Source organism: Streptomyces sp. NPDC025638 (assembly GCF_055558775.1).
This window is the reverse complement of record NZ_JBVHLX010000008.1, coordinates 388,190-414,046: the sequence shown is the minus strand read 5'-3', so window position 1 is coordinate 414,046 and position 25,857 is coordinate 388,190. Positions and strand designations below refer to the sequence as shown.

The window sequence follows — 25,857 nt, the reverse complement described above, 5'->3', positions numbered from 1 at the left end:
AGCGTGAGGGAAACGCCCGGTTACATTCCGAACCCGGAAGCTAAGCCTCACAGCGCCGATGGTACTGCAGGGGGGACCCTGTGGGAGAGTAGGACGCCGCCGAACAATCTTTGGAGGACCCCTGGTCCCAGCGTTCAGCTGGGACCAGGGGTCCTTTTGTTTTTAGAATGGCTTGCGGTACCGAAGACAGGAGTCACCATGTCCACCAACTCTCCCGACGACCGACCGGAGCGCGACCAGCGGCGACGGGACAGTGGTGACCGCGGTGACCGCGGCGGGTACCGAGGCGACCGCGGTGACCGCGGTGGCTACCGCCGGGACAACGACCGTGGTGGCTACGGCCGTCGCGACGACCGGCGTGGTGACGACCGCCGGGATGACCGCCGTGGTGACGACCGCGGTGACCGTGGTGGCTTCCGTCGCGACGACAGCCGTGGTGACGACCGTGGCGACCGTGGTGGCTTCCGTCGCGACGACAGCCGTGGTGGCTACGGCCGTCGCGACGACCGTCGTGACGACCGGCGTGATGGCGACCGTGGACCTCGTCCCGCGTACCGCCGTGACGACCGTTCCGGTGGGCCGCGCCGTGACGACCGTGACCGTGGCTTCCGTCGTGACGACCGCGGTGACCGCGGCGATCGTCCCTCCTACCGTCGCGATGACCGTCGCGATGACCGCCGTGATGACCGTGGCGAGCGCCGGGACGACGACCGCGGCGGCTACCGCCGTGACGACCATCGCGGTGACTATGGTCGTCGTGACGACCGCCGGGATGACCGCAGGGACGATCGCCGGGATGACCGCCGTGACGGTGACCGGGGCGGATACCGCCGTGACGACCGTGGCGAGCGTCGGGACGGCGACCGTGGACCTCGTCCCGCGTACCGCCGTGACGACCGTTCCGGTGGGCCGCGCCGTGACGACCGTGGCGACCGTGGTGGCTACGGCCGTCGCGACGACCGCAGGGACGACCGTCGCAGTGAGGACCGCGGCGAGCGCGGCGGTTTCCGGCGTGACGACAGCCGTGCCGGATACGGTCGCCGCGACGACCGTGGTGACCGTGCCGAGCGCACCGATCGCGGTGAGCGCGGCGGCTTCCGCCGTGACGACCGCGGCGGCGACCGCGGTGACCGCGGTGGATACGGCGGTGGCCGTCGTGACGACCGCGGTGGATACGGCGGTGGCCGTCGTGACGACCGCGGCGGTGACCGCGGTGGATACGGCGGTGGCCGTCGCGACGACCGCGGCGGTGACCGCGGCGGGCGCCCCGGTGGCTTCCGTGGCCGGCCCGGTGACGACCGGCGCGGTGGTGGCGGCCGCTTCCGTGAGGAGCGCGAGCGGGACCGCGACCGTGAGCCGATCAAGCGGCTGCCGATCCACGAGGACGTCACGGGCGACGAGATCGACAAGGACGTACGGCAGGAGTTGCTGAGCCTCCCGAAGACGCTCGCGGAGGACGTCGCCAAGAACCTGGTGATGGTCGCGCGGCTCATCGACGAGGACCCCGAGCGCGCGTATGCGTACTCCAAGGTGGCCCTGCGCCTGGCGTCGCGCGTCGCCGCCGTCCGCGAGGCGGCCGGGTTCGCCGCGTACGCGAACCAGAAGTACAGCGAGGCGCTCGCCGAGTTCCGGGCCGCGCGGCGTATGACCGGCAACATGGACCTGTGGCCGGTCATGGCCGACTGCGAGCGCGGGCTCGGGCGGCCGGAGAAGGCGCTGGACATGGCGGGTGCCGCCGAGGTGCACAAGCTGGACAAGGCCGGTCAGGTCGAGATGCGGCTCGTCGCCGCCGGCGCCCGGCGTGACATGGGGCAGCTGGACGCGGCGATCGTGACGCTGCAGAGCCCCGAGCTGGCCTCGAACTCCGTGCAGCCCTGGACCGCCCGCCTGCGCTACGCCTACGCCGACGCGCTGCTGGCCGCCGGGCGGGAGAGCGAGGCCCGTGAGTGGTTCGCGAAGGCTGTCGAGGCCGACCGTGACGGCAGCACGGACGCCTCCGACCGGCTGGCCGAGATGGACGGTGTGGAGTTCGTCGACGCCCTGGACGAGGGCGAGAACGACGGCGAGCACGACAGCGACGGCGACGGCGGCAACGACGGCGACAGTGACGACGAGTCCCGGGACGCCTCCGAGGAGGACGGCGACAAGGACTGACGTCCGTCAGTGAGAGAGGCGGGATCCCGGGCAACCGGGATCCCGCCGTCGTCGTATCAGAGGTCCAGCGCGCGCAGCACAAGCCCCGACGCCGGCTTCGGGCCGAACGACGTCGACTTGCGGGGCATCGTCACGCCCTCGCGGGCCAGGTCGAGTACGACCTCCTCGCGGACCGGGTGCAGCAGGACCGCCGTGCCGCCGTTGCGCTCCGCCTTCTCGACCGTGGCGGCCGCGTCGTGGATGTAGGCGATGTGCGCGGAGGAGTCCTCGGGGATGTGCCAGACGTGTTCGAGGAGCGCCGCGTGCAGGACCGTGGCGTCCAGGGTGCGCCACGCGACGGGACGGTCGGCGGGGACCGTGCGGGTCAGGAGGTCCGGGTCCGGGCGGTCGATCAGGTGGAAGGCGCCGTCGCCGGCCAGCAGGAAGGCGTTGCCGACGCAGGCCGCGTCCGCCAGGACCTCCAGGGCCTCGGGCAACGGCACGGCGAAGTGCCGTACCCGGAACAGGCCGTCCAGGGACGCGAGCGCGTCCGCGACCGGCAGGGCGTGCAGCAGACGGTGGATGGCCCGGACGCGGAGCGGATAGCGGACGGTGTCCACCAGGAGGACCAGGCCGTAGTCCCAGGGGCTGGGGGAGGAATGCTCCGCGTGTAGACGCAGATAGGTGGCCCAGCGGTGGTGTCCGTCGGCGATCAGGGCCTGACGCTGGGACAGGTCCGACTGGACCAGGGCCACTTCGGCGGGGTCGGTGACCGACCACAGACGGTGGTGGAAACCGTCCTCGGTGGTCGTCGAGAGCAGCGGGGGCCGTTCGGCGGTGCGTTCGACGACGTCGGACGCGGAGCCGTTGCCGCGGTAGGTCAGGAGCAGGGGCTCCAGGTTCGCCGAGGTGGCGCGCATCAGGGCGGCGCGGTCGGCGACGATGGGCGGCATGACGTCCTCGTGCGGCAGGACCACGCCCTCCGAGGGCTCCGAGACGCGCAGGGCACCGATGATGCCGCGTTGCAGCATGCCGTCGCCGTCGCTCTGCTCGTAGATGTACAGGCCCGGCTCGGGATCGGTGGTCAGGACGCCCTCGTCCAGCCAGCGGCGCAGGGTGTCGGCCGCCTGCTCGTTGCCTGCGCTGGGGGTGCCCGCCTGCGGAAGGATCAGCCGGACGATGTTGTACGGATCGGCCGATTGGAGGTGGTGCAGGCCGTCGGGGCGGACGACGACGTCGTAGGGCGGGGATGTCACGGCGGCCAGGCTGCCGACCCGGTCGGGGTCGTAGCGAAGGCCTCGGAACGGGGTCAGTTCCAGGCCTCGGCGCGCCGTTGCTTCCGAGTGACCTGCAGTGTTCATCCCGGCATCGTACGTGTGTCGGTGGCATGCGGGATGATCGGTGGGTGAGCGAGCGAACGAGGAGCGATGTGGAATGAGCCAGGGCGTCAGGACGAGGCCCGAGGGCAGTGGCCGGCCCCTGAGCGAGGTGTACGACACGGCGCTGCTCGATCTCGACGGGGTGGTGTACGCGGGCGGGAACGCGATCGTGCACGCGGTCGAGTCGCTGGCCGTGGCGCGTGCGGGAGGTATGCATCTGGCGTACGTCACCAACAACGCGCTGCGGACTCCCGACGCGGTGGCCGAGCACCTGAGCGAGCTGGGGATACCGACGGGCGCCGGTGATGTCATCACCTCCGCGCAGGCGGTGGCGCGGCTGATCAGCGAGCAGGTGCCGGCGGGGGCGCGGGTGCTGGTGATCGGCGGTGAGGGTCTGCGGGTGGCGCTGCGCGAGCGCGGTCTCGATCCGGTGGAGTCGGCGGACGACGACCCGGCGGCGGTGGTGCAGGGCTACGGCGGGCCCGACCTGACCTGGGGACGGTTCGCCGAGGCGTCGTATGCGGTCGCGCGCGGGGTGCCGTGGTTCGTCTCCAACACCGACCTGACGATCCCGAGCGGGCGCGGGATCGCGCCGGGCAACGGCGCGGCGGTGGAGGTCGTACGGATCACCACGGGGGCCGAGCCGCAGGTGGCGGGCAAGCCGTTGCCGCCCATGCACCGGGAGACGATCCTGCGGACGGGTGCGAAGCGGCCGCTGGTGGTCGGGGACCGGCTGGACACGGACATCGAGGGCGCGTTCAACGGCGAGGTCGACTCGCTGCTCGTGCTGACCGGCGTCACCGACGGCGCCCAACTGCTCGCCGCGCCGCCGCGGCACCGGCCGACGTACGTCGATGCCGATCTGCGGGGGCTGCTCACCGGTCAGCCGGAGATCACCCGGGAGGGTGAAGGCTTCCGGTGCGGCGGCTGGACGGCCACCGCGGGGAGCGTGGGGAGGCTGGAACTGGAGGGCGACGGCGAGGCCCTCGACGGTCTGCGGGCCCTGTGCGCGGCGGCCTGGACGGCGGCCGGGGAGGGCTCGTGCGAGCTGGACGGAGGGAAGGCGCTGGCGCGGCTCGGGCTCTGAGTGCCGTGGGGCGGTGAGCCCGCGGGGCGCGTGAACCTGTGCGCCCCGCCTCGGCATCGAGATCGTATGCGAGGGTAGGCTAACCTAACCTCGTGTTGGTCGACAGTCCTCCCGAACAGCGCGCGGAGACCGCCCCCGCGCGCCCAACCCGCCGGGCGATACGGGCCGTTGGGCTCGTCGCCGCCGTGGCGATCCTGGTGCTCGTCGCCCTGGCGAGCATCGCGATCGGCGCGAAGGCGCTCCCGCTGGACCAGGTCTGGCACGGCCTGTTCCACGACTCGGGGACGTACGGCGACGTAGTCGTCGACGAGCGGCTGTCGCGCACTGTCCTCGGTCTGCTCGCCGGCGCCGCGCTCGGCCTGTCGGGCGCGGTGCTGCAGGCGCTCACACGCAATCCGCTGGCCGACCCAGGGCTGCTCGGCATCAACGCGGGCGCCTCCGCCGCCGTCGTCACCGCCATCACCTACTTCGGCGTCACGAGCCTGAGCGGGTACGTGTGGTTCGCGTTCGCCGGCGCGGCGGCGGTCGGCGCGCTGGTCTGGTTCCTCGGCGGCAGCCGGGGCGCCACACCGGTGCGCCTCGCGCTCGCCGGTACGGCCGTCAGCGCCGCGCTGTACGGCTATCTCCAGGCCGTGATGATCACGGACGACGCGGCGCTGGGCAAGATGCGCTTCTGGACGGTCGGTTCACTGGCCTCGGCGACCGGTTCGACCATCCTGCAGGTGCTGCCGTTCCTCGCGGTCGGCACCCTCCTCGCGCTCGGGCTCGCCCGGCCGCTGAACGCCGTGGCGATGGGCGACGACACCGCCCGCGCCCTCGGCGCCGACCTCAACCGCACCCGGGCCCTGGCGATGCTCGCCGCCACCGTGCTGTGCGGCGCCGCGACCGCGGCCTGCGGGCCCATCGTGTTCGTCGGCCTGATGGTCCCGCACGTCGTGCGCTCCTTCACCGGCCCCGACCTGCGCTGGATCCTGCCCTACGCGACCGTCCTGTCGCCGGCGCTGCTGCTCGGTGCCGACGTCATCGGCCGGATCGTCGCCCGGCCCTCCGAACTCCAGGTCGGCATCGTCACCGCGATCCTGGGCGGTCCGGTCTTCATCTTTCTCGTACGACGGCGGAGGACGGCGCAGCTGTGAAGACCCCCCAGACGAGCCGCGCGGGCCGCGCCCTGCGCACGCCCGGCGGGCTCTCCGTCCGGCTGGACGTCCGCACGCTGATCGTCGTCGTCCTGCTGCTGGTGGCCGCGCTCACCGCGAGCGTGCTGCTGATCGGCACCGGCGACGCCGAGATCCCGGCCGCCGACGTCCTCAGGACGCTGGCCGGGAACGGCACGGCGTTCCAGGACTTCATCGTCAACGAGCTGCGGCTGCCGCGTGTCCTGGTCGGCCTCCTCGTCGGTGCCTCGCTGGGCCTCGGCGGCGCCCTGTTCCAGTCCGTCTCGCGCAATCCGCTGGGCAGCCCCGACGTGCTCGGTCTCTCCCAGGGCTCGACGGCCGGCGCCCTCGTCGTGATCGTGCTGACGTCCGGCTCCGCCGACGAGGTCACCATCGGCGCCCTCATCGGCGGCCTGGTCACCGGGCTCGCCATCTATCTGCTCGCCTGGAAGCAGGGCGTGCACGGATACCGGCTGGTCCTGGTCGGCATCGGCGTCTCCGCCGTCGTCACCGCCGTCAACGGCTATCTGCTCACCAAGGCCGACCTCGTCGACGCGGCCCGCGCGGTCGTGTGGATGACGGGGTCCCTCAACGGCCGCGACTGGAGCCAGGTCCGGCCGCTGCTCGCGCTGTGCGCCGTCCTCGTACCGCTCGTCCTCGCGAACGCGCGCGGCCTCAGGATGCTGGAGATGGGCGACGACGTCGCGTACGCCCTCGGGGTGCGCGTGGAGCGCGTACGGCTGCTGATGCTGGTCTCGGCCGTCCTGCTCACCGCGGCCGCCACCGCCGCCGCGGGCCCCGTCGGCTTCGTGGCGCTCACCGCGCCGCAGCTCGCCCGGCGCCTGACCCGCTCGCCGGGCCCGAACCTGGTGCCCTCCCTGTGCATGGGCGCCGCCCTGCTGGTCACCGCCGACTGGGCCGCGCAGCGCGTCTTCGGCGCCGACCAACTGCCCGTGGGCGTGGTCACCGGTGTCCTGGGCGGTGTCTATCTGCTCTGGCTCCTTGTCACCGAGCGCAAGGCAGGCCGGATATGACCGCGACCGGCGCGTCGAACAACCGAAGGAGCACCGTGAACCGCCTGTCCGCCGAGGACGTCACCCTCGCCTACGACCAGCGCGTCATCGCCGAGCGGTTGTCGGTGGAGATCCCCGACAACTCCTTCACGGTGATCGTCGGCCCGAACGCGTGCGGCAAGTCGACGCTTCTGCGGGCGCTGTCCCGGATGCTGAAGCCCAGCCGGGGCCAGGTGCTGCTCGACGGGCAGGTCATCCACTCGATGCCCGCGAAGAAGGTCGCGCGGACGCTCGGTCTGCTGCCGCAGTCGTCCATCGCGCCCGACGGGATCACCGTCGGCGATCTGGTGGGCCGCGGCCGCTATCCGCACCAGGGCCTCCTGCGCCAGTGGTCCGCCGAGGACGAGCGGGTCGTCCAGGAGGCGATGGCCCGGACGGGCGTCGCCGAACTCGCCGACCGGTACGTCGACGAGCTGTCCGGCGGTCAGCGCCAGCGCGTGTGGATCGCCATGGCGCTCGCCCAGCAGACCCCGCTGCTGCTCCTCGACGAGCCGACGACGTATCTGGACATCCAGCACCAGATCGACGTCCTCGACCTGTGCGCGGAACTGCACGAGGAGCAGGGGCGGACGCTGGTCGCCGTGCTGCACGACCTCAACCACGCCGCCCGTTACGCCACGCATCTGATCGCGCTCAGGAGCGGCCGGGTCATCGCCGAGGGCGCCCCGAACGACATCGTCACCGCGGAGCTGGTCGAGGAGGTCTTCGGACTGCGCTGCCAGGTCATCGACGACCCGGAGACGGGCACGCCCCTGGTGGTGCCCGCGGCGCGCGGGGCCCGCGCGGGAGCGAAGGTTGCCGCTACAGAAGCTTCCTGAGGCGGAACAGGTCGAGCAGGTTGGCCTCCAGCCTCACCCGGCCCGAGCCCCAGGCCTTGGCGAAGTTCAGTTCGCCGTCGACCAGGGCCACCATGTCGTCGCCGGCCATGGTGAGCCGGATCTGGGCCTTCCTGGGCGGCGGTCCCGGAAGGGTCTCGTCGACCACGATCCGGCCGTCGGTCATCCGGCCGAGGAAGGTGACGTCCAGGTCGGTGACGTAGCAGCTCACCGAGCGGTCCAGGGCGGCCGCCTCGCGGACGCCGCCCTCGGCGTCCTGCATGTTGTCCGAAAGCTTTTCGAGTGCGTCGCGGCACTCCTCGATCGTGGCCATCGTGATCGACGTTACCTCAGTGGTTCGAGGTAGCGTCTGGGCATGAACGACGCAGCGCCGGAGACCGAGGGCCCGCAGGAAGCGGTGGTCGAACCCGAGTACGACGCCGAGTGCGACCCCGCCGCGCCCGCCCCGCTGGAGGTCCCGCGCACCCCCACCGGCAACGCCGAGGTCGACGACCGGCTCGAGCGGCTGGCCGACGCGGACCACCTCGCCACCGACGGTCACATCGAGGTGTACGAGGATGTACATCGGGGGCTGCGCGACGCGCTCACCGCGCTCGACGCCCGCCCGGGACCTCCGGCGCCCCCGTCGGCATTCCAGAGCAGGAGCTGAACCGAACGTGGCAGGAGTCGCACGCCGTCGTCTGGACGCGGAGCTGGTCCGCCGGAAGCTCGCGCGCTCGCGCGAGCACGCCAGCCAGCTGATCGCCGCCGGACGGGTCACCGTCGGCAAGACCGTCGCGACGAAGCCGGCCACACAGGTGGAGACCGCCGCCGCGATCCTGGTCCGGGACGACGACAGCGACCCGGATTATGTGTCCCGGGGAGGCCACAAGCTGGCCGGCGCGCTCGCGGCCTTCATGCCCCAGGGGCTCGTCGTCCAGGGGCGGCGGGCGCTGGACGCCGGCGCGTCCACCGGCGGCTTCACCGACGTCCTGCTGCGGGCGGGCGCCGCGCATGTCGTCGCCGTCGACGTCGGTTACGGCCAACTCGCCTGGTCTCTCCGGAACGATGAACGCGTCACCGTCAAGGACCGTACGAACGTACGCGAGTTGACGCTTGAAGCGATCGATGGGGAACCTGTGGATCTTGTCGTGGGTGATCTGTCCTTCATCCCGCTCGGCCTGGTGCTGCCCGCCCTGAAGCGGTGCGTGCAGCCGGACGCCGACCTGGTGATGATGGTCAAGCCGCAGTTCGAGGTGGGGAAGGAAAGGCTGGGGAGCGGGGGAGTCGTACGGAGTCCGCAGCTGCGGGCGGAGGCCGTACGGGGCGTGGCCGAGAAGGCATGGGAACTGGGGCTCGGTGTGCGGGGGGTCACCGCCAGCCCACTGCCCGGACCGTCCGGCAATGTCGAATACTTTCTGTGGCTGCGGGCCGGAGCACCGGAACTGGACCCGGCCGATGTTGACCGTGCAGTGGCGGAGGGGCCGCGTTGACACAGAACCGAGCTCGTACTGTTTTCCTGCTCGCCCACACCGGGCGGCCCGCGGCGATCCGCAGCGCCGAGCTCGTGGTCAAGGGGCTGCTGCGGTCCGGCGTCGGCGTACGGGTCCTGGAGTACGAGGCGCGCGATCTGCCGCTGCCCGAGGAGGTGGAGCTCGTCGAGGAGGCGACTCCGCAGAGCCTCGACGGCTGCGAGCTGCTGATCGTGCTCGGCGGTGACGGCACGCTGCTGCGCGGCGCCGAGTTCGCCCGCGCGTCCGGGGTGCCGATGCTCGGCGTCAACCTCGGCAGCGTCGGGTTCCTCGCGGAGGCCGAGCGCGACGACCTCGACAAGGTCGTCGACCGGGTGGTGAGCAAGGCCTACGAGGTCGAGGAGCGGATGACCGTCGATGTGGTCGTGCACCGCAACGGCGACATCGTGCACACCGACTGGGCGCTGAACGAGGCGGCCGTGCAGAAGGCGGGCGCCGAGAAGCTCCTCGAAGTCGTGCTGGAGATCGACGGACGGCCGGTGACGGGCTTCGGGTGCGACGGGATCGTGCTGTCGACGCCGACCGGGTCGACGGCCTACGCGTTCTCCGCGGGCGGGCCCGTGGTGTGGCCCGAGGTCGAGGCGCTGCTGATGGTGCCGATCTCGGCCCACGCGCTGTTCGCGAAGCCGCTCGTCACCTCGCCGGAGTCGGTGCTCGCCGTGGAGGTGCTGCCGCACATTCCGCCGGGCGTGCTGTGGTGCGACGGCCGGCGCACCGTCGAGCTGCCGCCGGGAGCGCGGGTCGAGGTGCGGCGGGGAGCGGTGCCGGTGCGACTGGCCCGGCTGCACCACGCCTCGTTCACGGACCGGCTGGTGGCGAAGTTCGCGCTGCCGGTCTCCGGGTGGCGGGGCGCGCCTCACTAGCTCGCGCGGGTGACATCGGGTGCTCGATGCGCAATCGTCACCTGCACCTTCACACGATGGGGGCGGGGGCCGTCGCACTTCCCCGCCCCGACCTCGTATGGTCTTGTGCGTGCTGGAAGAGATGCGGATACGGTCGCTCGGAGTCATCGACGATGCCGTCGTCGAGCTGTCGCCCGGGTTCACCGCCGTCACCGGTGAGACGGGTGCGGGCAAGACCATGGTGGTCACCAGCCTGGGGCTGTTGCTGGGCGGGCGCGCGGACCCGGCGCTCGTACGGATCGGCGCCGGCAAGGCGGTCGTCGAGGGGCGGATCACCGTGCCCTCGGGTGCCGCCGTCGTCGTACGGGCGGAGGAGGCCGGTGCCGAGCTGGACGACGGGGCGCTGCTGATCAGCCGTACCGTTTCCGCCGAGGGACGGTCACGGGCCCATCTGGGCGGGCGCAACGTGCCCGTGGGGGTGCTCGCCGAACTCGCCGACGAACTGGTCGCCGTGCACGGGCAGACCGACCAGCAGGGTCTGCTCAAACTGTCCCGGCAGCGGCAGGCCCTCGACCGGTACGCGGGCGAGACGGTCGCCGGGCCGCTGGCCAAGTACACGGAGGCCTACCGGCGGCTGCGTGCCGTCTCCGCCGAGCTGGAGGAGATCGTCACGCGCGCGCGTGAGCGGGCGCAGGAAGCCGACATCCTGCGGTACGGGCTCGACGAGGTCGCGGGCGTCGAGCCGCGGGCCGGCGAGGACGTGGAGCTGGCCGAGGAGGCCGAGCGGCTCGGCCACGCGGAGGCGCTGTCGTCCGCCGCGACCGCCGCGCACGCCGCTCTCGCCGGCAACCCCGAGGATCCCGAGGGCATCGATGCTTCGACGCTCGTGGCGGGCGCGCACCGGGCCCTGGAGGCCGTGCGCTCCCACGACCCGGCGCTGGCCTCGCTCGCCGACCGCATCGGCGAGATCGGGATCCTGCTCGGCGACGTGGCGGGCGAGCTCGCCGGGTACGCCGACGACCTGGACGCCGATCCGCTGCGGCTGGCGGCCGTGGAGGAGCGGCGGGCCGCGCTCACCGCGCTCACCCGCAAGTACGGCGAGGACATCAACGCCGTACTGGCCTGGGCCGAGCAGGGCGCCGCGCGGCTGACCGAACTCGACGGCGACGACGGGCGGATCGGCGAGCTGACCGCCGAACGGGACGCGCTCCGTGCCGAGCTGAGCGGGCTCGCCCAGGCGCTGACGGACGCGCGCACGGAGGCCGCCGAGCGGTTCGCCGCCGCCGTGACCGCCGAACTGGCCTCCCTCGCGATGCCGCACGCGCGCGTGTCCTTCGACATCCGGCAGACCGAGGACCCCGAGGGCGTCGAGGTCGGCGGGCGCACGGTCGCCTACGGCCCGTCGGGCGCCGACGAGGTCGAGCTGCTGCTCGCGCCGCATCCGGGCGCGCCGCCGCGGCCCATCGCCAAGGGCGCGTCCGGCGGTGAGCTCTCGCGCGTGATGCTCGCCGTGGAGGTCGTGTTCGCGGGGACCGACCCGGTGCCGACGTATCTCTTCGACGAGGTCGACGCCGGTGTCGGCGGCAAGGCAGCCGTCGAGATCGGTCGGCGGCTGGCACGGCTGGCCAAGACCGCGCAGGTCGTCGTGGTCACCCACCTGCCCCAGGTCGCCGCGTTCGCGGACCGGCAACTGCTCGTGGAGAAGACCAACGACGGGTCGGTCACCCGCTCCGGCGTGAAGGTCCTCGAGGGCGAGGAGCGGGTCCGTGAACTGTCCCGGATGCTCGCGGGTCAGGAGGACTCGCAGACGGCCCGGGCGCACGCCGAGGAATTGCTGGCCGCGGCCCGCGCGGATGGCTAGCAGGACCGCCTTCCAGGGTGGCCGGATGATCACCCGTACTCGAAGGACCGGCTCGTTCGTACTCGCCGCTGCGCTCACCGGTGCCGCTGCCGCCGCTCTGCGCGCCAAGGCGCCGGGCGGACGGGAGCGTTGGGAGCGGAAGAACCACGCGGGGCGGACCGTCGGGCTGTACGCGGGCGCCGCGTCCGCCGGGGCCACCGCGGTGGCGGCCTGGCGCACGCACCCCGCCGCCGGGTTCGCGGTGCTGGCCGCCGGGGCGTGCGGGGCCTACGACGACATGGCCGGGGCCGGTGACCCTCGGCGCGGCTTCCGGGCGCATCTGGCCGCGCTGCGCGAGGGCGAAGTCACCAGCGGCGCGGTCAAGTTGGCCGGTGTCTCGGCCGCCGGGCTGGTCGCGGGGGCGGTGTTGAAGGAGCGGTTCCTCGACCAGGTGCTCGCGGGGGTGGTGATCGCCGGGGCCGCGCACTTCGTCAACCTCGTGGACGTACGGCCCGGTCGGGCCGCCGGCGCGGTGCTCGCCTTCGGGGCGCCGGGCCTGCTGCGGAAGGGGCCGGGGGCCGAGCTGGCCGCGGTCGCGATGGGGGCCGCGGCGGCCGTGCTGCCCGAGGACCTCGGTGAGCGCGTGATGATCGGTGACACGGGGGCGCACGCCCTGGGCGCGACTCTCGGCACTGCTGTCGTCGCGGGCAACGGGCGCGCCGGACTGCTCGCGCACGCCGTCGCGGTGGTGGCCGCGGCCGTGTGCGGCGACCGGGTGAGCGAGTTGGCCCGTTCGCTGTGACGGGTCACGGGGTCTGACCTTCGTACAGACGCTCCGGGGTGTTCGGCCGGTCCGCGATTTTCGACACTCGTGTGGGTGACGCGATCCCCGTGCGGCGAGGCGGGGCCGAGCACCGTGCGCCTCCTCCCGGTTCCCGGAACACCCCTCGGTCCTGGCATCCTTGGCAGGGAACGCGGTACGCGTGGGAGGCGCGCGCGGGGTCATCCCCTCGCCCGATACCTTCTGTACGTTTCTTCGTGACCGCCCGACGCCGAACCAGGAGCCCCGGCCACGTGAGCCACGTGAGCAGCAACTCGCCGCACGGTCAGTCGCCGCTGCGCACCGTGCAGGTGCTGGGCGGAGGCAACGCCGGCAGCAGCGCGCACGTGCGCTCCCTGGCCGCCGGGCTCGTCGCCCGGGGCGTGCGCGTCACGGTGTGCGCCCCCGCCGAGGCCGACCGCGCCTATGACTTCACCGGTGTCGGCGCCGAGCACGTCCACATCCCGCGCAGCAGCGACCCGGGTTCCGTGGCCGCGCTGCGAGCGGTCTGCGCGGACGCCGACCTGGTGCATGCGCACGGGCTGCACGCCTCCTTCCGTACCGTGCTCGCGCTCAGTGGCCGGGACACCCCGCTGGTCGTCACCTGGCACAACCGGGCGCACGCCGAGGGGGCCCGCGGGCATCTGCTGCGGCTGCTGGAGCGGCGGGTCGTGCGGACGGCGGCCGTGGTGCTCGGCACCACCTCGGACCTGGTGGACCGGGCACGCCGCACCGGCGCCCGGGACGCCCGGCTCGCCGCCGTCACGCTGCCCGGCTCGCGCCCGCCCGCCGAGGTGGACGACCCCGACCGGCAACCCCCCAAGGTGCGGGCCGAACTCGGCGCCACCGGACGCCCGTTGCTCATCGCCGTCGGCTCCCTCGACCGGCACCGCGGCTATGACGTCCTGCTGGACGCGGCCCGCGCCTGGCGCCGCCTCGATCCTCCGCCGCTGCTCGTGATCGCGGGGGAGGGACCGCTGCGCCCGGAGCTGCAGCGGCGGATCGAGGACGAGGAACTTCCGGTCCGGCTCATCGGGCAGCGGGAAGACGCGCGCGAGCTGCTCGACGCCGCCGATCTCGCGCTGCTGACCAGCAGGTGGGAGCCCCGCTCCGTCCTCGCCCAGGAAGCCCTGCACGCGCGCGTGCCGCTGGTCGCGACCGCCGTCGGCGGCATCCCGGACCTCGTCGGCGACGCGGCCGAACTCGTCCCGTACGGCGACCCGGCGGCGCTCGCCGGAGCCGTCGTACGACTGCTCGGCGACCCCGCGCGCTGCGAATTGCTCAGGGACAGAGGCGTACGGCAGGCGGCCGGCTGGCCGACCGATGACGAGACCGTGGCCCAAGTCCTCAGCGTGTACGACGAGTTGACCCGGCCACGCACCTTCTCCTAGGGCACGTGCCGACGGGCGCGCAAGGCCAGGCTCAACGCCAGTACCGTCTGCGGGTCGTCGAGGTCCGTGCCCAGCAACTCCCCGATGCGGGCGAGCCGGTTGTAGAGCGTCTGCCGGTTGAGGTGCAGCTCGCGGGCCGTCTCGGCCTTGCGGCCCGCGTGGGCCAGATAGGTCTCCAGCGTGGGCAGCAGCGGCGGCTTGGAGCGGTTGTCGTGGTCCCGCAGCGGGCCGATGGCGCGGTCCACGAAGGCCGCCAGGTCCGGGTGGTCGCGCAGCCGCCACAGCAGGAGGTCGATGTCGAGGCGGCGGGCGTCGTACCAGGGGCGGTCCGACAGGCCCTGCGCCGCCGTCGCGGTCTCCGCCGCGTGCCGCAGCCCGGCCGACGCCGCAGCCCAGCCGCCGGCCACCCCGACGACCACGACGGGCTGCTGCGCTCCCGGCCGCTGCATCCCGGCCCGCTCCACCCCCGCCCGCAGCGCCGCCGCGACCCGGTCGGCCACGGCCGACCGCTCCGACTCCGACCGCAGTCCGAGCAGCAGCGGCACCCGCCCCTCCACGGGCCGCACGCCCAGCAGGACCGGCACCCCCACCGAGGCCAGTTCCTCCGCGACCGCGCGCGCCAGGACGGCCCAGCCTCCCGCACTCTCGAATCCGCTAGAGCGGGCGGTACCCCCTCCGGGGGAGAGGGTGTCGCCCAGCCGCATCACCACCGGCAGCAGCGGGCTGTTGCCCGGCTTGAAGCCCAGCACCCGGGCCTGCGCGGGCGCGTCCGCGGCCGCGATGCGCCCCTCGGCGAGGTCGGTCAGGAAGTCGCCGCGCCCGCGTGCCGCGAGCTCCTCCTCCTGGCGGGCCTGCATCAGCACGACGGCCAGGATGCCGGCGGCCCGCTCGGCGGCGATCCGGTGCACGGGAGCCAGTGGATTCCGCACCGGCAGCAGGACCAGCCGGGCGCGCACCGAACCCGTGCCCGGCCCGCCGCCCGGCACGTCCACCAGCACCGAACCGGCCGACGGCGGCGCGTCCTTGTGCTGGCCGCGCAGCCCCTCCCACACCTGCAGCGGATCCGCACCCTCGGGCCCGGCCCCGGCGGCGTACAGGAGCTGGCCGTCGGTCGTCTCCAAGAACACCGGGTTGCCGCTGAAGTCCGCCAGGATGCTCAGCACCTGCGGCACCCCGCCGCCGCCCAGCAGGGCCTCGGTGCAGCGGCGGTGCACCTCCTCGGCCCGCTGGAGCAGCGCGTAGTGGCCGTTGACGATCTCGGTGTGGATCTCCTCGGTGACCGTCACGAACGGCACCTCGCGGTGCAGCTGGACGAGCGGCAGACCGGCCGCCCTCGCGGTGTCGACGAGGGCGGCGGGCAGCCGGGTGAAGCGCGGGCCGAGCTCCACGACCAGGGCCGCGATACCGCGCTCCGCGAGGGTGCGCACGAACGCCCGCTGATCGGCCGGGCGGGTGCCCAGGCCGTAGCCGGTGGTGAGCAGCAGCTCGCCGCCCTTCAGCAGCGAGGCGATGTTCGGCACCTCGCCCGCGTGCACCCAGCGCACGGTGCGCCCCAGCCGGTCGGCGCCCGCGATGATCTCCGGGAGCCCACTGCGCAGCCCGGGCAGCTCCAGTGCCCGCTGAACGGTGATCCCCGCGCCCTGCGTGTCGAATCCGCCGCCGGCCCTGCCGTCCGTACCGCTGCCCGCTCTGCTGTCCGTACCGCTGTCCATGCAGCGGACGCTACCTGCGAGAACGCCATGGCGTCAGCTCCGGCGGCAGGCTAGAGCCTGTCGCGAAAGTCCCGCCTGCCCGTCGACGCCCGGCACGCTCCCCCAAGCTCTTCGAGCAGGGGGGACCCCCATGACGCCGCAAGGCCCGCCCTTCGGGCGGACGACGGGACTTTCGCGACAGGCCCTAGACGGGCCGGATGTTGTGGTTGCAGCGGAAGACGTTGTCGGGGTCGTACGTCCGCTTCACCTTCTCCAGCCGCAGCAGGTTCCCGGCGCCCAGCCCCGCGCCGACCCGCTCGGGGCCCTCGTCCCCGACGAGGCCGAGGCAGACGGCACCTGTGGTCCAGGGACGGACGTCGGCGCGGGCGTCCCGGACCCAGGCCAGGGCCCGCTCGTCATCGGCCGGGTCGGCCCAGCGGGCGAAGGGGTGCGCCGTCCAGGACGCGTCCCGGTACGGAACCGGGTACCGGGCAGGTCCGGTGGCGGCGGCGCCACCACCTGGGAAGAGCGTGTACCGGGACCCGCTGGGCACGGGCACCGGAACGGCCTCCGCGCGGGCGCAGAAGGCGTCCACCAGTTCATCGGGCAGATCGGTCAGGCACTCCGCGGACCAGTGGGCGCGCAGTCCGGGGAAACAGTCCAGCAGGCGCAGCGCCTCGGCGCCCGGCAGCATCGCCTCGTACGGCAGGGCCAGCAGGGGCTCGGCGACCTTGCGCAGGTCCGCCTCGCCGCCCGCGTACGTCAGCAGCGCGCCGTACACCGGCCTGCCCGAGGCCGGACACGTCACGGCTCCGCTCACCTGGTCGGGTCCCGTTCGGATGATCTCGCGGAAGGTACGGACCACCTCGCGGCCGAACTCGGGGCGGTACAGCAGCAGCGCGACGGAGAACTCCGGCAGCTCGTGCAGCTCCAGGGTGAGCGCGGTGGCGATGCCGAAGTTGCCACCGCCGCCGTGCAGCGCCCAGAACAGCTCCGGGTTCTCGTCGGGGCTGGCATGGATGCGTTCGGCGTCGGCGGTGACCAGTTCGACGGCGATCAGGCTGTCCACCGCGAGGCCGAAGGCCCGGTCCAGCAGTCCGGTGCCACCGCCCAGGACGAACCCGGCGACGCTGACGGCCGCGGCCGCGGTGCCGTTGGCGGCCAGGCCGTAGGGCCGTGTGGCCCGGTGCAGCCGGCCCATCGTGGCGCCGCCCTCGACCCGTGCGGCCTCCCCGGCCGGATCGACGGTCACCTCGTGCATACGGCGCAGATCCACCAGGAGCGCGCCCTCGGTCGGGGCCGTGCCAACCAGGCCGTGGCCGCCGCCGCGTACGGCGATGCGCAGGTCGAGGTCCCGCGCGAAGCGCACGGCCCGGACGACGTCGCCCTCGTCCGCGCACCGCGCGATCACGGCCGGGCGCAGGTCGATCACCCCGCTGAACACGGTCCGGGCCTCGTCGTAGCCCGGATTCCCGGGGGCGAACACCTCGCCGACCAGATCCTCGCGCAGCGCGACGAGGGCCGCGCGCGCCTTGGAGAGGGAAGCCATGCCGCCCCCTTCCGAAGAGGGCCGGTCCGTCCCTTCCAGCCTAGGCGGGCAGGCCCAGCGGGTCGCGCCCGCCGACCACGCTCACCCGCGCACGCGCGGCCAACCCCGCTCGCTCCGCCGAACCCCCGGAGGGCTCAGCCGCCGTATGCGCCGGAGGCCGTCAGGCGGAGTGCCGTGTCGATCAGGGGGACGTGGCTGAAGGCCTGGGGGAAGTTGCCGACCTGGCGTTGGCGGCCCGGGTCCCATTCCTCCGCGAGCAGGCCCAGGTCGTTGCGCAGTGACAGCAGCTTCTCGAACAGCTTGCGGGCCTCGTCCACGCGGCCGATCATCGCGAGGTCGTCCGCCATCCAGAACGAGCACGCGAGGAAGGCGCCCTCGTCGCCGGGAAGACCATCGACTCCCTCGTGCTCGCCCTCCGTCGGGTAGCGCAGGATGAAGCCGTCCGGCGTGGACAGCTCGCGCTGGATCGCCTCGATGGTGCCGATCACGCGCTTGTCGTCCGGCGGCAGGAAGCCCATCTGCGGGATCAGCAGGAGCGAGGCGTCCAGCTCCTTGGAGCCGTACGACTGCGTGAAGGTGTTGCGCTCCTTGTCGTAGCCCTTCTCGCACACGTCCCGGTGGATGTCGTCGCGCAGCTCGCGCCACCGCTCCAGCGGGCCGTCCGCGTCACCGGACTCGATCAGCTTGATGGTGCGGTCCACCGCGACCCAGGCCATGACCTTGGAGTGCACGAAGTGCCGGCGCGGACCGCGCACCTCCCAGATGCCCTCGTCCGGCTCGTCCCAGTGGTCCTCCAGGTAGCGGATCAGCTTCAGCTGGAGGAGGGAGGCGTAGTCGTTGCGGGCGAGCCCGGTCATGTGGGCCAGGTGCAGGGCCTCGGTGACCTCGCCGTACACATCCAGCTGGAGCTGGTGCGCGGCGCCGTTGCCGACCCGGACCGGGGCCGAGTTCTCGTAGCCGGGCAGCCAGTCCAGCTCGGCCTCGCCCAGCTCGCGCTCGCCCGCGATGCCGTACATGATCTGCAGGTTCTCCGGGTCGCCGGCCACCGCCCGCAGCAGCCACTCACGCCAGGCGCGGGCCTCCTCCCGATAGCCGGTGCGCAGCAGTGAGGACAGGGTGATCGCCGCGTCGCGCAGCCAGGTGTAGCGGTAGTCCCAGTTGCGGACGCCGCCGATGTCCTCGGGCAGGGAGGTGGTGGGCGCGGCGACGATGCCGCCGGTCGGGGCGTACGTCAGCGCCTTGAGGGTGATCAGGGAGCGGATCACCGCCTCGCGGTACGGACCGTGGTACGTACAGTGCTCGACCCACTCGCGCCAGAACTCCTCGGTCGCCTCCAGCGAGGTCTCCGGCTCCGGCAGCGGCGGCGGCTCCTTGTGCGAGGGCTGCCAGGAGATCGTGAACGCGATCCGGTCACCCGGGGCCACCGTGAAGTCGGCGTAGGTGGTCAGCGACTTGCCGTAGGTCTCGGCCTCGGTGTCGAACCACACCGAGTCGGGACCGGCGACCGCCACCGTCCGGCCCTCGTGCTTGTGCACCCACGGCACGACCCGCCCGTACGAGAACCGCATCCGCAGCGCCGAGCGCATCGGCACCCGTCCGGTGACGCCCTCGACGATCCGGATCAGCTGCGGGGCACCGTCACGCGGCGGCATGAAGTCGGTCACGCGCACCGTGCCGCGCGGGGTGTCCCACTCCGACTCCAGGATCAGCGAGTCGCCCCGGTAGGTACGCCGCGCCGCCGTGGGCGGCTCCGAGTCGGCCGCGTGGGCGGGTCCGAGCCGCCAGAATCCGTGCTCCTCGGTGCCCAGCAGACCGGCGAAGATGGCGTGCGAGTCGAAGCGGGGCAGGCACAGCCAGTCGACTGTGCCGTCCCGGCAGACCAGCGCCGCGGTCTGCATGTCTCCGATGAGTGCGTAGTCTTCGATGCGCCCGGCCACGTGCAACTCCAGTCGAACGGCCACGTCGCCCCCGGGGAAAAGGGGGCTTTCGCTAGTGCGGTCAAGGGGTCGTTGTTGTGCGTCGTTGAGCGGTGAAGCAAAGCAGCCGCCCCGCCCTGAGGCAAAACGACAGTCATAGCTCAACGAACTGCCGAGCTCTCGTTGTTCCGGTTGGTACGAGCGGGGGTGTGCCGTCTTCTTCCGGCCGGGCTCGGCAGCGAGTGTCCGAGCAGGATACGACGCACGTAGATGATCTGCGTGCCGCTCCCGGCAACCCGTGTGGGCCGAACGAGTGAGCACCGGGTGAGAACACCGTAAGGTGCGCGCGCCCGTGTCGGCCCGTGCGCGGAGCGTGGCCGGAAGCCATCGCCTCGCGGCGCTGATACCCTGGTAGCCCGTGGACCGGTGGGCAAGAAACCCCCGAACCGCAGCGACGGCGCCCCCGGAAACCTCCGGGCGGGGAGTCGTACCGCACCAAAGATCGCGACCACGGGAGCCCCCTCTTGGCCATGCCGCCCACGGCTTTTCGACACGTCACAGCCACGACGACCAAGCACATCTTCGTCACCGGGGGTGTCGCCTCCTCTCTCGGCAAGGGCCTCACGGCCTCCAGCCTCGGCATGCTGCTCAAGGCTCGGGGACTGCGCGTCGTGATGCAGAAGCTCGACCCGTACCTGAACGTCGACCCGGGCACGATGAACCCGTTCCAGCACGGTGAGGTGTTCGTCACCAACGACGGCGCCGAGACCGACCTGGACATCGGACACTACGAGCGCTTCCTCGACCGCGACTTGGACGGCTCCGCCAACGTCACTACAGGCCAGGTGTACTCGACCGTCATCGCCAAGGAGCGGCGCGGTGAGTACCTGGGCGACACGGTGCAGGTCATCCCGCACATCACCAACGAGATCAAGCACCGCATCCGCCGCATGGCCACCGACGAGGTGGACGTCGTGATCACCGAGGTCGGCGGCACGGTCGGCGACATCGAGTCGCTGCCGTTCCTGGAGACGGTCCGCCAGGTCCGGCACGAGGTCGGCCGTGACAACGTCTTCGTCGTCCATATCTCGCTCCTGCCGTACATCGGCCCTTCGGGAGAGCTGAAGACGAAGCCGACCCAGCACTCGGTTGCGGCCCTGCGGAACATCGGTATCCAGCCGGACGCGATCGTGCTGCGCTGCGACCGCGAGGTGCCCACCGCGATCAAGCGCAAGATCTCGCTGATGTGCGACGTCGACGAGGCCGCCGTGGTCGCCTGCCCCGACGCACGCTCGATCTACGACATCCCGAAGACGGTGCACGGCGAGGGCCTGGACGCCTATGTCGTCCGCAAGCTCGACCTGCCCTTCCGTGACGTGGACTGGACGACCTGGGACGACCTGCTCGACCGCGTCCACAACCCCGACCACGAGATCACCCTCGCGCTGGTCGGCAAGTACATCGACCTGCCCGACGCCTATCTCTCGGTCACCGAGGCGCTGCGCGCGGGCGGCTTCGCCAACAAGGCCCGCGTCAAGATCAAGTGGGTCACCTCGGACGACTGCAAGACCCCGGCGGGCGCCAAGGCGCAGCTGGGCGACGTGGACGGCATCTGCATCCCGGGCGGCTTCGGCGACCGCGGTGTGCTCGGCAAGGTCGGCGCCATCCGCTACGCCCGCGAGAACAGGATCCCGCTGCTCGGTCTCTGTCTGGGCCTGCAGTGCATCGTGATCGAGGCCGCGCGCAACCTGGCCGACATCCCGGACGCCAACTCCACCGAGTTCGACGCCGCCACCGGCCACCCGGTCATCTCGACCATGGCCGAGCAGCTGGACATCGTCGCCGGTGAGGGCGACATGGGCGGAACGATGCGGCTGGGCATGTACCCGGCCAAGCTGGCCGAGGGCTCCATCGTGCGCGAGGTGTACGACGGCAAGGAGTACGTCGAGGAGCGGCACCGGCACCGCTACGAGGTGAACAACGCCTACCGCGCGGAGCTGGAGAAGAAGGCCGGCATCCTCTTCTCGGGCACCTCCCCGGACGGCAAGCTCGTCGAGTACGTCGAGTACCCGCGCGATGTCCACCCCTACCTGGTCGCCACGCAGGCGCACCCGGAGCTGCGCTCGCGTCCGACCCGTCCGCACCCGCTGTTCGCCGGGCTCGTGAAGGCGGCTGTCGAGCGTCAGCAGGCAGCGGGCGCGCAGGAGAACTCGAAGTAACACACCAGTTGTACGGTTGCCGGGGTGCATACCTTCAAAAGGTGAGCACCCCGGTTTCAGCCGACCGGTCTTTTGTGAAGCGTGTGGAGGACAGGGCATGACGATCAAGGACACCCCCGAGGAGTGGGAGATCCGGGCCACGGAGACCCCCTTCGTGGGGAACAAGACCTCCGTCCGCACGGACGAGGTGGTCATGCCCGACGGCTCGGTGGTCCGCCGCGACTACCAGGTCCACCCCGGCTCGGTGGCGGTCGTCGCCCTCGACGAAGAGGACCGCGTTCATCTCATCCGCCAGTACCGTCACCCGGTCCGGCACAAGCTGTGGGAGATCCCGGCCGGTCTGCTCGACGTGCCCGGCGAGAACCCGCTGCACGCCGCCCAGCGCGAGCTGTACGAGGAGGCGCACGTCAAGGCCGAGGACTGGCGGGTCCTGACCGACGTGTACACCACCCCCGGCGGCTGCGACGAGTCCGTACGGATCTTCCTCGCCCGTGATCTGTCCGAGGCCGACGGGCAGCGCTTCGAGGTCGAGGACGAGGAGGCCGACATGGAGCACGCGCGCGTGCCCGTGGCGGAGCTCGTCCGGGGCGTGCTCGCCGGCGAGCTGCACAACAACTGCCTCGTCGTGGGGGTCCTTTCCCTGGTCGCCGCCCGCAACGGCGAAGGCCTCGACGCCCTGCGCCCGGCCGAGGCACCGTGGCCCGCGCGTCCCTTCGAGTCCTGAACCCGGTCACCTCGACTCCTGACACCGGCCACCTCCGGTCCTGAAGTCGGCCGCTCCGCCACCGGTGTGACGATCGCCTGATCCGATCGAGGGACCTGCCCGCCGTGCTCCGCACGGATCGTCGCAGAGCGTGAACTAGGCTCGACTCACGCCCGAACCGGAGTCCCGGCGGGCTTGCGCGTTCGGTGGGACGGGAGTGTGGCCCGTGACGGATCAGGCGGTGGACACGGACGGCGCGGGGCCGTCGGGCGACGCGTCGGCGGAGAGCCATTTCCTGGGCCGTACAAGGGAGTTGAAGGAACTCCGGGCCGACATCGAGCGAGCGGGCCTGGACACCCTCTCCGGCCGCAAGGCCCCACGCGCGCGCGTGCTCCTCATCGCGGGCCGGCCCGGCTCCGGCCGTACGGCGCTCGCCGAGGAGCTCGTACGGCAGGTCGCCGACCGCTATGCCGACGGAGTGCTGCGGGTCCGGCTCGGCGAACCCGACGGCACCCCGGTGCCGGTCGAGCGCGCCGCCCGCGAACTGCTCACCGCCCTGGACCTGCCCACCCCGCCCGGAGCCGGCGAGGACGAGCTCAGCGAGGCGCTGCGCGCGGCCCTGGCCGAGCGGCGGGTGCTGCTCCTGCTGGACGACGCGGCGGGCGCCGAGCAGGTCGACGCGCTGCTGCCGGACTCCCCGGACTGCCTGGCCGTCGCCGTGTCCCAGGGCCCGCTCACCGGGATCACGGACGTCCGGCCCTGCACCCTGGGCGGTCTCGACACCAAGTCGGCCCTGGAACTGCTGACCCGGTACACCGGCTCGGTCCGCATCACCGTGGACCCGCGCGCCGCCGAGAGCCTCGTCGAGGTGTGCCAGGCCCAGCCCGCCGCGCTGGCCCTGGCCGGTGGCTGGCTCGCCGCGCGCCCCCAGGCGGGCGTCTCCGACCTGGCCAAACGCCTGCACGCCGAGGTCGACGAGGGAACGCCGCTCAGCCGGGCCTTCCGGCTCGTCCACGAGCAGCTGCCGGCCCCGGCCGCCCGGATGCTGCGACTGCTCTCCCTGGCCCCCGCCGGACTGGTCGACCCGCACACCGCCTCCGCGCTGGCCGGCTGCTCGGTGAGCACCGCCCGCACCACCCTGGACGACTTCGTCGCCCTCAACCTGCTGCGGGCCGTGGACTCCCCGCTGCCGCAGTACGAGGTCCCCGGCTGCCTCCACCCCCTGCTGCACGCCCTCGCCGAGAGCCATGACCGCCCCGGCGAGCTCCAGCTGGCCCGCGCCCGCATGCTGGAGCGCACCGTACGGCTGCTGCAGTCCTGCCGGGCGATCACCGAGACGGACAACCCCGAGGCGCGTGAGAAGCTCCAGGGCCTGCCCCGCTCCCTGCGCTTCCCCAGCCCCAGGGCGGCCGCCGACTGGCTCGACATCCGCCGTCCCGCCCTGCTGGCCGCCGCCCGCCTCGCGGTCGCCGACGGGGAGCTGGACACGCTGGCCCGCCGGCTGATGTCCCAGCTGGTCAGGGCGATGGTGGCGCATGTCGGAACCCAGGCGGCCGCGCCCGACCTGTACGGCATCCACCGCCTCGTCCTCGACGTGGCCGAGCGCCGCGGACTGCCCCGCGAGAAGGCCGCCGCGCTGCTGAACCTGGGCGACCTGGACGCCCGGACGGGCCGGACGAGCGAGGCGCTGGTCCGCTACCGGGCCGCGCTGGACGCCGGACGCGCGGCGAACGACCCGTACGCCACCGGTCGCGCGATGGAATCCGTAGGCGGCACGCATCAGGAGCTGGGGGACTACGACAGGGCCGCGGACTGGTTCGGCCGGGCCCTCGCCCAGCGCCTGGCCCGCGACGAGCGCGCGGACGCCGCCCGGCTGTACGGCCGTATCGGCACCGCCCACACCTATGCGGGCCGCTACGGCGAGGCGCTGCGGAACTGGCGCGCGGCCGTTGCCGGGCACCGCAAGAGCGGTGATGTCGCCGCTCAGGCACGGGCGTTGAGCGAACTGGCCCGGGTTCAGGAGTACGCCGGGCGGCCCGAGGAGTCGCTGCACACCTGCCAGGAGGCGGTGGAGTGGGCGCGCCGTGCCGACGACATCCGGCTGCAGGCCGCGCTGCAGCTGCGGCTCGCGGACACCCTGGAGCGGCTGGGCGACTCCGCCGCCGCTCGACTGCACCGTGGGGCCGCCGAGCGCATGCTGGGAGAGGAAGTCCAGGAGAGCCACGAGAGCGACGTCGAGGCAGACCACGGCTCCGATGCCTGCGAAATCCGCAGCACATCCATCGAAGATTGATGCAATGAAAGGCTAGACAGCCGGAACGCCTTCATTAAACTGGCTCTGCCGCACGTTCTCCTGCGGTGCATCCTGGTGTGCCCCCGCATGCCGGGTATGTCTTGCAATGCCCCCACACCCTCTGAGCCAAGGACCGTGATCGACGTGAAGGTCGGCATCCCCCGCGAGGTCAAGAACAACGAGTTCCGGGTGGCCATCACCCCCGCCGGCGTGCACGAGCTGGTGCGCAACGGTCACCAGGTCGTCGTCGAGCGGAATGCCGGCGTCGGCTCCTCGATCCCGGACGAGGAGTACGTGGCGGCCGGCGCCGAGATCCTGGAGACCGCGGACGAGGTCTGGGCCACCGCCGACCTGCTGCTGAAGGTCAAGGAGCCCATCGCGGAGGAGTACCACCGCCTCCGCAAGGACCAGATCCTCTTCACCTACCTGCACCTGGCCGCCTCCAAGGAGTGCACGGACGCCCTCCTGGAGTCCGGCACCACGGCGATCGCCTACGAGACGGTCGAGCTGCCCAACCGCGCGCTCCCGCTGCTCGCCCCGATGTCCGAGGTCGCGGGCCGGCTCGCCCCGCAGGTCGGCGCCTACCACCTGATGGCCGCGGCCGGTGGCCGTGGTGTGCTGCCCGGCGGTGTCCCGGGCGTGCCGGCCGGCAAGGCCGTCATCATCGGCGGCGGCGTCTCCGGCTGGAACGCCGCGCAGATCGCCATCGGCCTGGGCTTCCACGTGACCCTGCTCGACAGGGACATCAACAAGCTCAAGGAAGCCGACAAGATCTTCGGCACGAAGATCCAGACCGTCGTCTCCAACGCCTTCGAGCTGGAGAAGGCCTGCCTCGACGCCGACCTCGTCGTCGGTGCGGTCCTGATCCCGGGCGCCAAGGCCCCGAAGCTGGTCACCAACGAGCTGGTGTCCCGGATGAAGGCCGGAAGTGTCCTTGTCGACATCGCGATCGACCAGGGCGGCTGCTTCGAGGACTCCCACGCGACCACGCACGCCGAGCCGACCTTCCGGGTCCACAACTCGGTCTTCTACTGCGTGGCCAACATGCCCGGCGCGGTGCCCAACACCTCCACCTACGCGCTGACCAACGCCACGCTGCCGTACATCGTCTCGCTCGCCAACAACGGCTGGGTCGAGGCGCTGCGCCGCGACGCCGCGCTGGCCAAGGGTCTCAACACCCATGACGGCAAGGTCGTTTACAAGGAGGTCGCCGAGGCCCACGGCCTGGAGCACCTGGACCTGGAGACCCTGCTCGGCTGAGCCGGCCGCCGAGCCGCTCCGCTAAGTCACCATACGGTAAAGGCGATACGTCAACACTGGTCGTCAACCGCGCGTACCCGGCCGGACCTTGCCCGACAAGGTCCGGCCGGATGTGTGTATGGTCACTTTGCGACGCTCGGTCAACTCGCCTCGAACGTAA

20 protein-coding genes, 1 rRNA gene and 1 pseudogene are annotated in these 25,857 nt (G+C 72.4%); 17 read left to right on the top strand and 5 right to left on the bottom strand.

Translation table 11 applies throughout. The features are described 5' to 3' along the window. The 3 genes and pseudogenes from rrf to ACZ4EG_RS23080 all read left to right on the top strand — a co-directional run. Positions 1-105 (top strand): 5S ribosomal RNA (rrf, locus tag ACZ4EG_RS23090); the annotation flags it as partial. Between the two features lie 93 nt (positions 106-198). Then, positions 199-1,212, top strand: a pseudogene (locus tag ACZ4EG_RS23085) (hypothetical protein); the annotation flags it as partial. A 156-nt stretch (positions 1,213-1,368) separates the two neighbouring features. Next, positions 1,369-2,154: a tetratricopeptide repeat protein gene (locus ACZ4EG_RS23080; RefSeq protein WP_467791885.1), complete on the top strand. Its 786-nt coding sequence runs from the start codon at positions 1,369-1,371 to the stop codon at positions 2,152-2,154. A gap of 56 nt (positions 2,155-2,210) precedes the next feature. Here ACZ4EG_RS23080 and ACZ4EG_RS23075 read toward each other — a convergent pair whose 3' ends face one another. Continuing rightward, positions 2,211-3,494 carry a DUF1015 domain-containing protein gene (locus ACZ4EG_RS23075; RefSeq protein ID WP_453550096.1) on the bottom strand — a complete coding sequence of 428 codons (1,284 nt, stop codon included), beginning with the start codon at positions 3,492-3,494 and terminating at the stop codon, positions 2,211-2,213. A 73-nt stretch (positions 3,495-3,567) separates the two neighbouring features. On the opposite strand from ACZ4EG_RS23075, the gene ACZ4EG_RS23070 reads away from it, so the two are divergent. The 4 genes from ACZ4EG_RS23070 (at position 3,568) to ACZ4EG_RS23055 (ending at position 7,644) form a co-directional block, all read left to right on the top strand. After that, entirely contained in the window at positions 3,568-4,599 is a 1,032-nt protein-coding gene (locus ACZ4EG_RS23070; RefSeq protein WP_453550093.1) for an HAD hydrolase-like protein, read from the top strand. Between the two features lie 92 nt (positions 4,600-4,691). Further along, the gene (locus ACZ4EG_RS23065) at positions 4,692-5,735 is read left to right on the top strand and encodes a FecCD family ABC transporter permease (RefSeq protein ID WP_467791873.1); all 1,044 of its coding nucleotides are present in this window, start codon (positions 4,692-4,694) and stop codon (positions 5,733-5,735) included. Further along, on the top strand, positions 5,732-6,787 hold the full coding sequence (locus ACZ4EG_RS23060) for a FecCD family ABC transporter permease (protein ID WP_467791872.1): 1,056 nt from the start codon (positions 5,732-5,734) through the stop codon (positions 6,785-6,787). The genes ACZ4EG_RS23065 and ACZ4EG_RS23060 overlap by 4 nt, the downstream gene beginning before the upstream one ends. Beyond that, entirely contained in the window at positions 6,784-7,644 is an 861-nt protein-coding gene (locus ACZ4EG_RS23055; protein ID WP_467791871.1) for an ABC transporter ATP-binding protein, read from the top strand. Before ACZ4EG_RS23060 ends, ACZ4EG_RS23055 begins: the two co-directional genes overlap by 4 nt. Here ACZ4EG_RS23055 and ACZ4EG_RS23050 read toward each other — a convergent pair. After that, positions 7,628-7,975, bottom strand: coding sequence for an SCP2 sterol-binding domain-containing protein (locus ACZ4EG_RS23050; protein ID WP_467791870.1), 348 nt, complete (start codon positions 7,973-7,975; stop codon positions 7,628-7,630). The two genes, ACZ4EG_RS23055 and ACZ4EG_RS23050, sit on opposite strands and share 17 nt — an antisense overlap. 42 nt (positions 7,976-8,017) lie before the next feature. On the opposite strand from ACZ4EG_RS23050, the gene ACZ4EG_RS23045 reads away from it, so the two are divergent. The 6 genes from ACZ4EG_RS23045 to ACZ4EG_RS23020 all read left to right on the top strand — a co-directional run bounded on the left by ACZ4EG_RS23045 (position 8,018) and on the right by ACZ4EG_RS23020 (position 14,066). Further along, a complete protein-coding gene (locus tag ACZ4EG_RS23045; protein ID WP_453550081.1) occupies positions 8,018-8,311 on the top strand; it encodes a hypothetical protein in 294 nt (97 codons plus the stop codon). Positions 8,312-8,318: 7 nt separating this feature from the next. Further along, on the top strand, positions 8,319-9,134 hold the full coding sequence (locus ACZ4EG_RS23040; RefSeq protein ID WP_467791869.1) for a TlyA family RNA methyltransferase: 816 nt from the start codon (positions 8,319-8,321) through the stop codon (positions 9,132-9,134). Further along, a complete protein-coding gene (locus ACZ4EG_RS23035) occupies positions 9,131-10,036 on the top strand; it encodes an NAD kinase (protein WP_363296544.1) in 906 nt (301 codons plus the stop codon). The genes ACZ4EG_RS23040 and ACZ4EG_RS23035 overlap by 4 nt, the downstream gene beginning before the upstream one ends. Before the next feature lie 97 nt (positions 10,037-10,133). Beyond that, the gene (gene recN / locus ACZ4EG_RS23030; protein ID WP_467791868.1) at positions 10,134-11,876 is read left to right on the top strand and encodes a DNA repair protein RecN; all 1,743 of its coding nucleotides are present in this window, start codon (positions 10,134-10,136) and stop codon (positions 11,874-11,876) included. Positions 11,877-11,901: 25 nt separating this feature from the next. Further along, positions 11,902-12,657, top strand: a complete 756-nt coding sequence (locus ACZ4EG_RS23025; protein WP_467791867.1) for a hypothetical protein — start codon at positions 11,902-11,904, stop codon at positions 12,655-12,657. Between the two features lie 272 nt (positions 12,658-12,929). Further along, positions 12,930-14,066 carry a glycosyltransferase family 4 protein gene (locus ACZ4EG_RS23020; RefSeq protein WP_467791866.1) on the top strand — a complete coding sequence of 379 codons (1,137 nt, stop codon included), beginning with the start codon at positions 12,930-12,932 and terminating at the stop codon, positions 14,064-14,066. On the opposite strand, the gene ACZ4EG_RS23015 is transcribed toward ACZ4EG_RS23020, so the two are convergent. From ACZ4EG_RS23015 to ACZ4EG_RS23005, 3 genes are all read right to left on the bottom strand, one after another. Beyond that, positions 14,063-15,778 carry a PucR family transcriptional regulator gene (locus tag ACZ4EG_RS23015; RefSeq protein WP_467791865.1) on the bottom strand — a complete coding sequence of 572 codons (1,716 nt, stop codon included), beginning with the start codon at positions 15,776-15,778 and terminating at the stop codon, positions 14,063-14,065. The two genes, ACZ4EG_RS23020 and ACZ4EG_RS23015, sit on opposite strands and share 4 nt — an antisense overlap. Before the next feature lie 184 nt (positions 15,779-15,962). Continuing rightward, positions 15,963-17,306, bottom strand: coding sequence for an FAD-binding oxidoreductase (locus tag ACZ4EG_RS23010; RefSeq protein ID WP_467791864.1), 1,344 nt, complete (start codon positions 17,304-17,306; stop codon positions 15,963-15,965). Positions 17,307-17,440: 134 nt separating this feature from the next. Beyond that, complete coding sequence (locus ACZ4EG_RS23005) at positions 17,441-19,243, bottom strand: glycoside hydrolase family 15 protein (protein ID WP_390712271.1); 1,803 nt, start codon at positions 19,241-19,243, stop codon at positions 17,441-17,443. Between the two features lie 509 nt (positions 19,244-19,752). On the opposite strand from ACZ4EG_RS23005, the gene ACZ4EG_RS23000 reads away from it, so the two are divergent. The 4 genes from ACZ4EG_RS23000 (at position 19,753) to ald (ending at position 25,697) form a co-directional block, all read left to right on the top strand. Continuing rightward, positions 19,753-21,441, top strand: a complete 1,689-nt coding sequence (locus ACZ4EG_RS23000; protein ID WP_363296941.1) for a CTP synthase — start codon at positions 19,753-19,755, stop codon at positions 21,439-21,441. Between the two features lie 97 nt (positions 21,442-21,538). Next, on the top strand, positions 21,539-22,165 hold the full coding sequence (locus tag ACZ4EG_RS22995) for an NUDIX domain-containing protein (protein ID WP_453550068.1): 627 nt from the start codon (positions 21,539-21,541) through the stop codon (positions 22,163-22,165). Positions 22,166-22,370: 205 nt separating this feature from the next. Next, positions 22,371-24,437, top strand: a complete 2,067-nt coding sequence (locus ACZ4EG_RS22990) for a tetratricopeptide repeat protein (RefSeq protein WP_467791863.1) — start codon at positions 22,371-22,373, stop codon at positions 24,435-24,437. Positions 24,438-24,572: 135 nt separating this feature from the next. Then, positions 24,573-25,697, top strand: coding sequence for an alanine dehydrogenase (ald, locus tag ACZ4EG_RS22985; protein ID WP_453550064.1), 1,125 nt, complete (start codon positions 24,573-24,575; stop codon positions 25,695-25,697). The last annotated feature ends 160 nt before the right edge of the window (positions 25,698-25,857 follow it).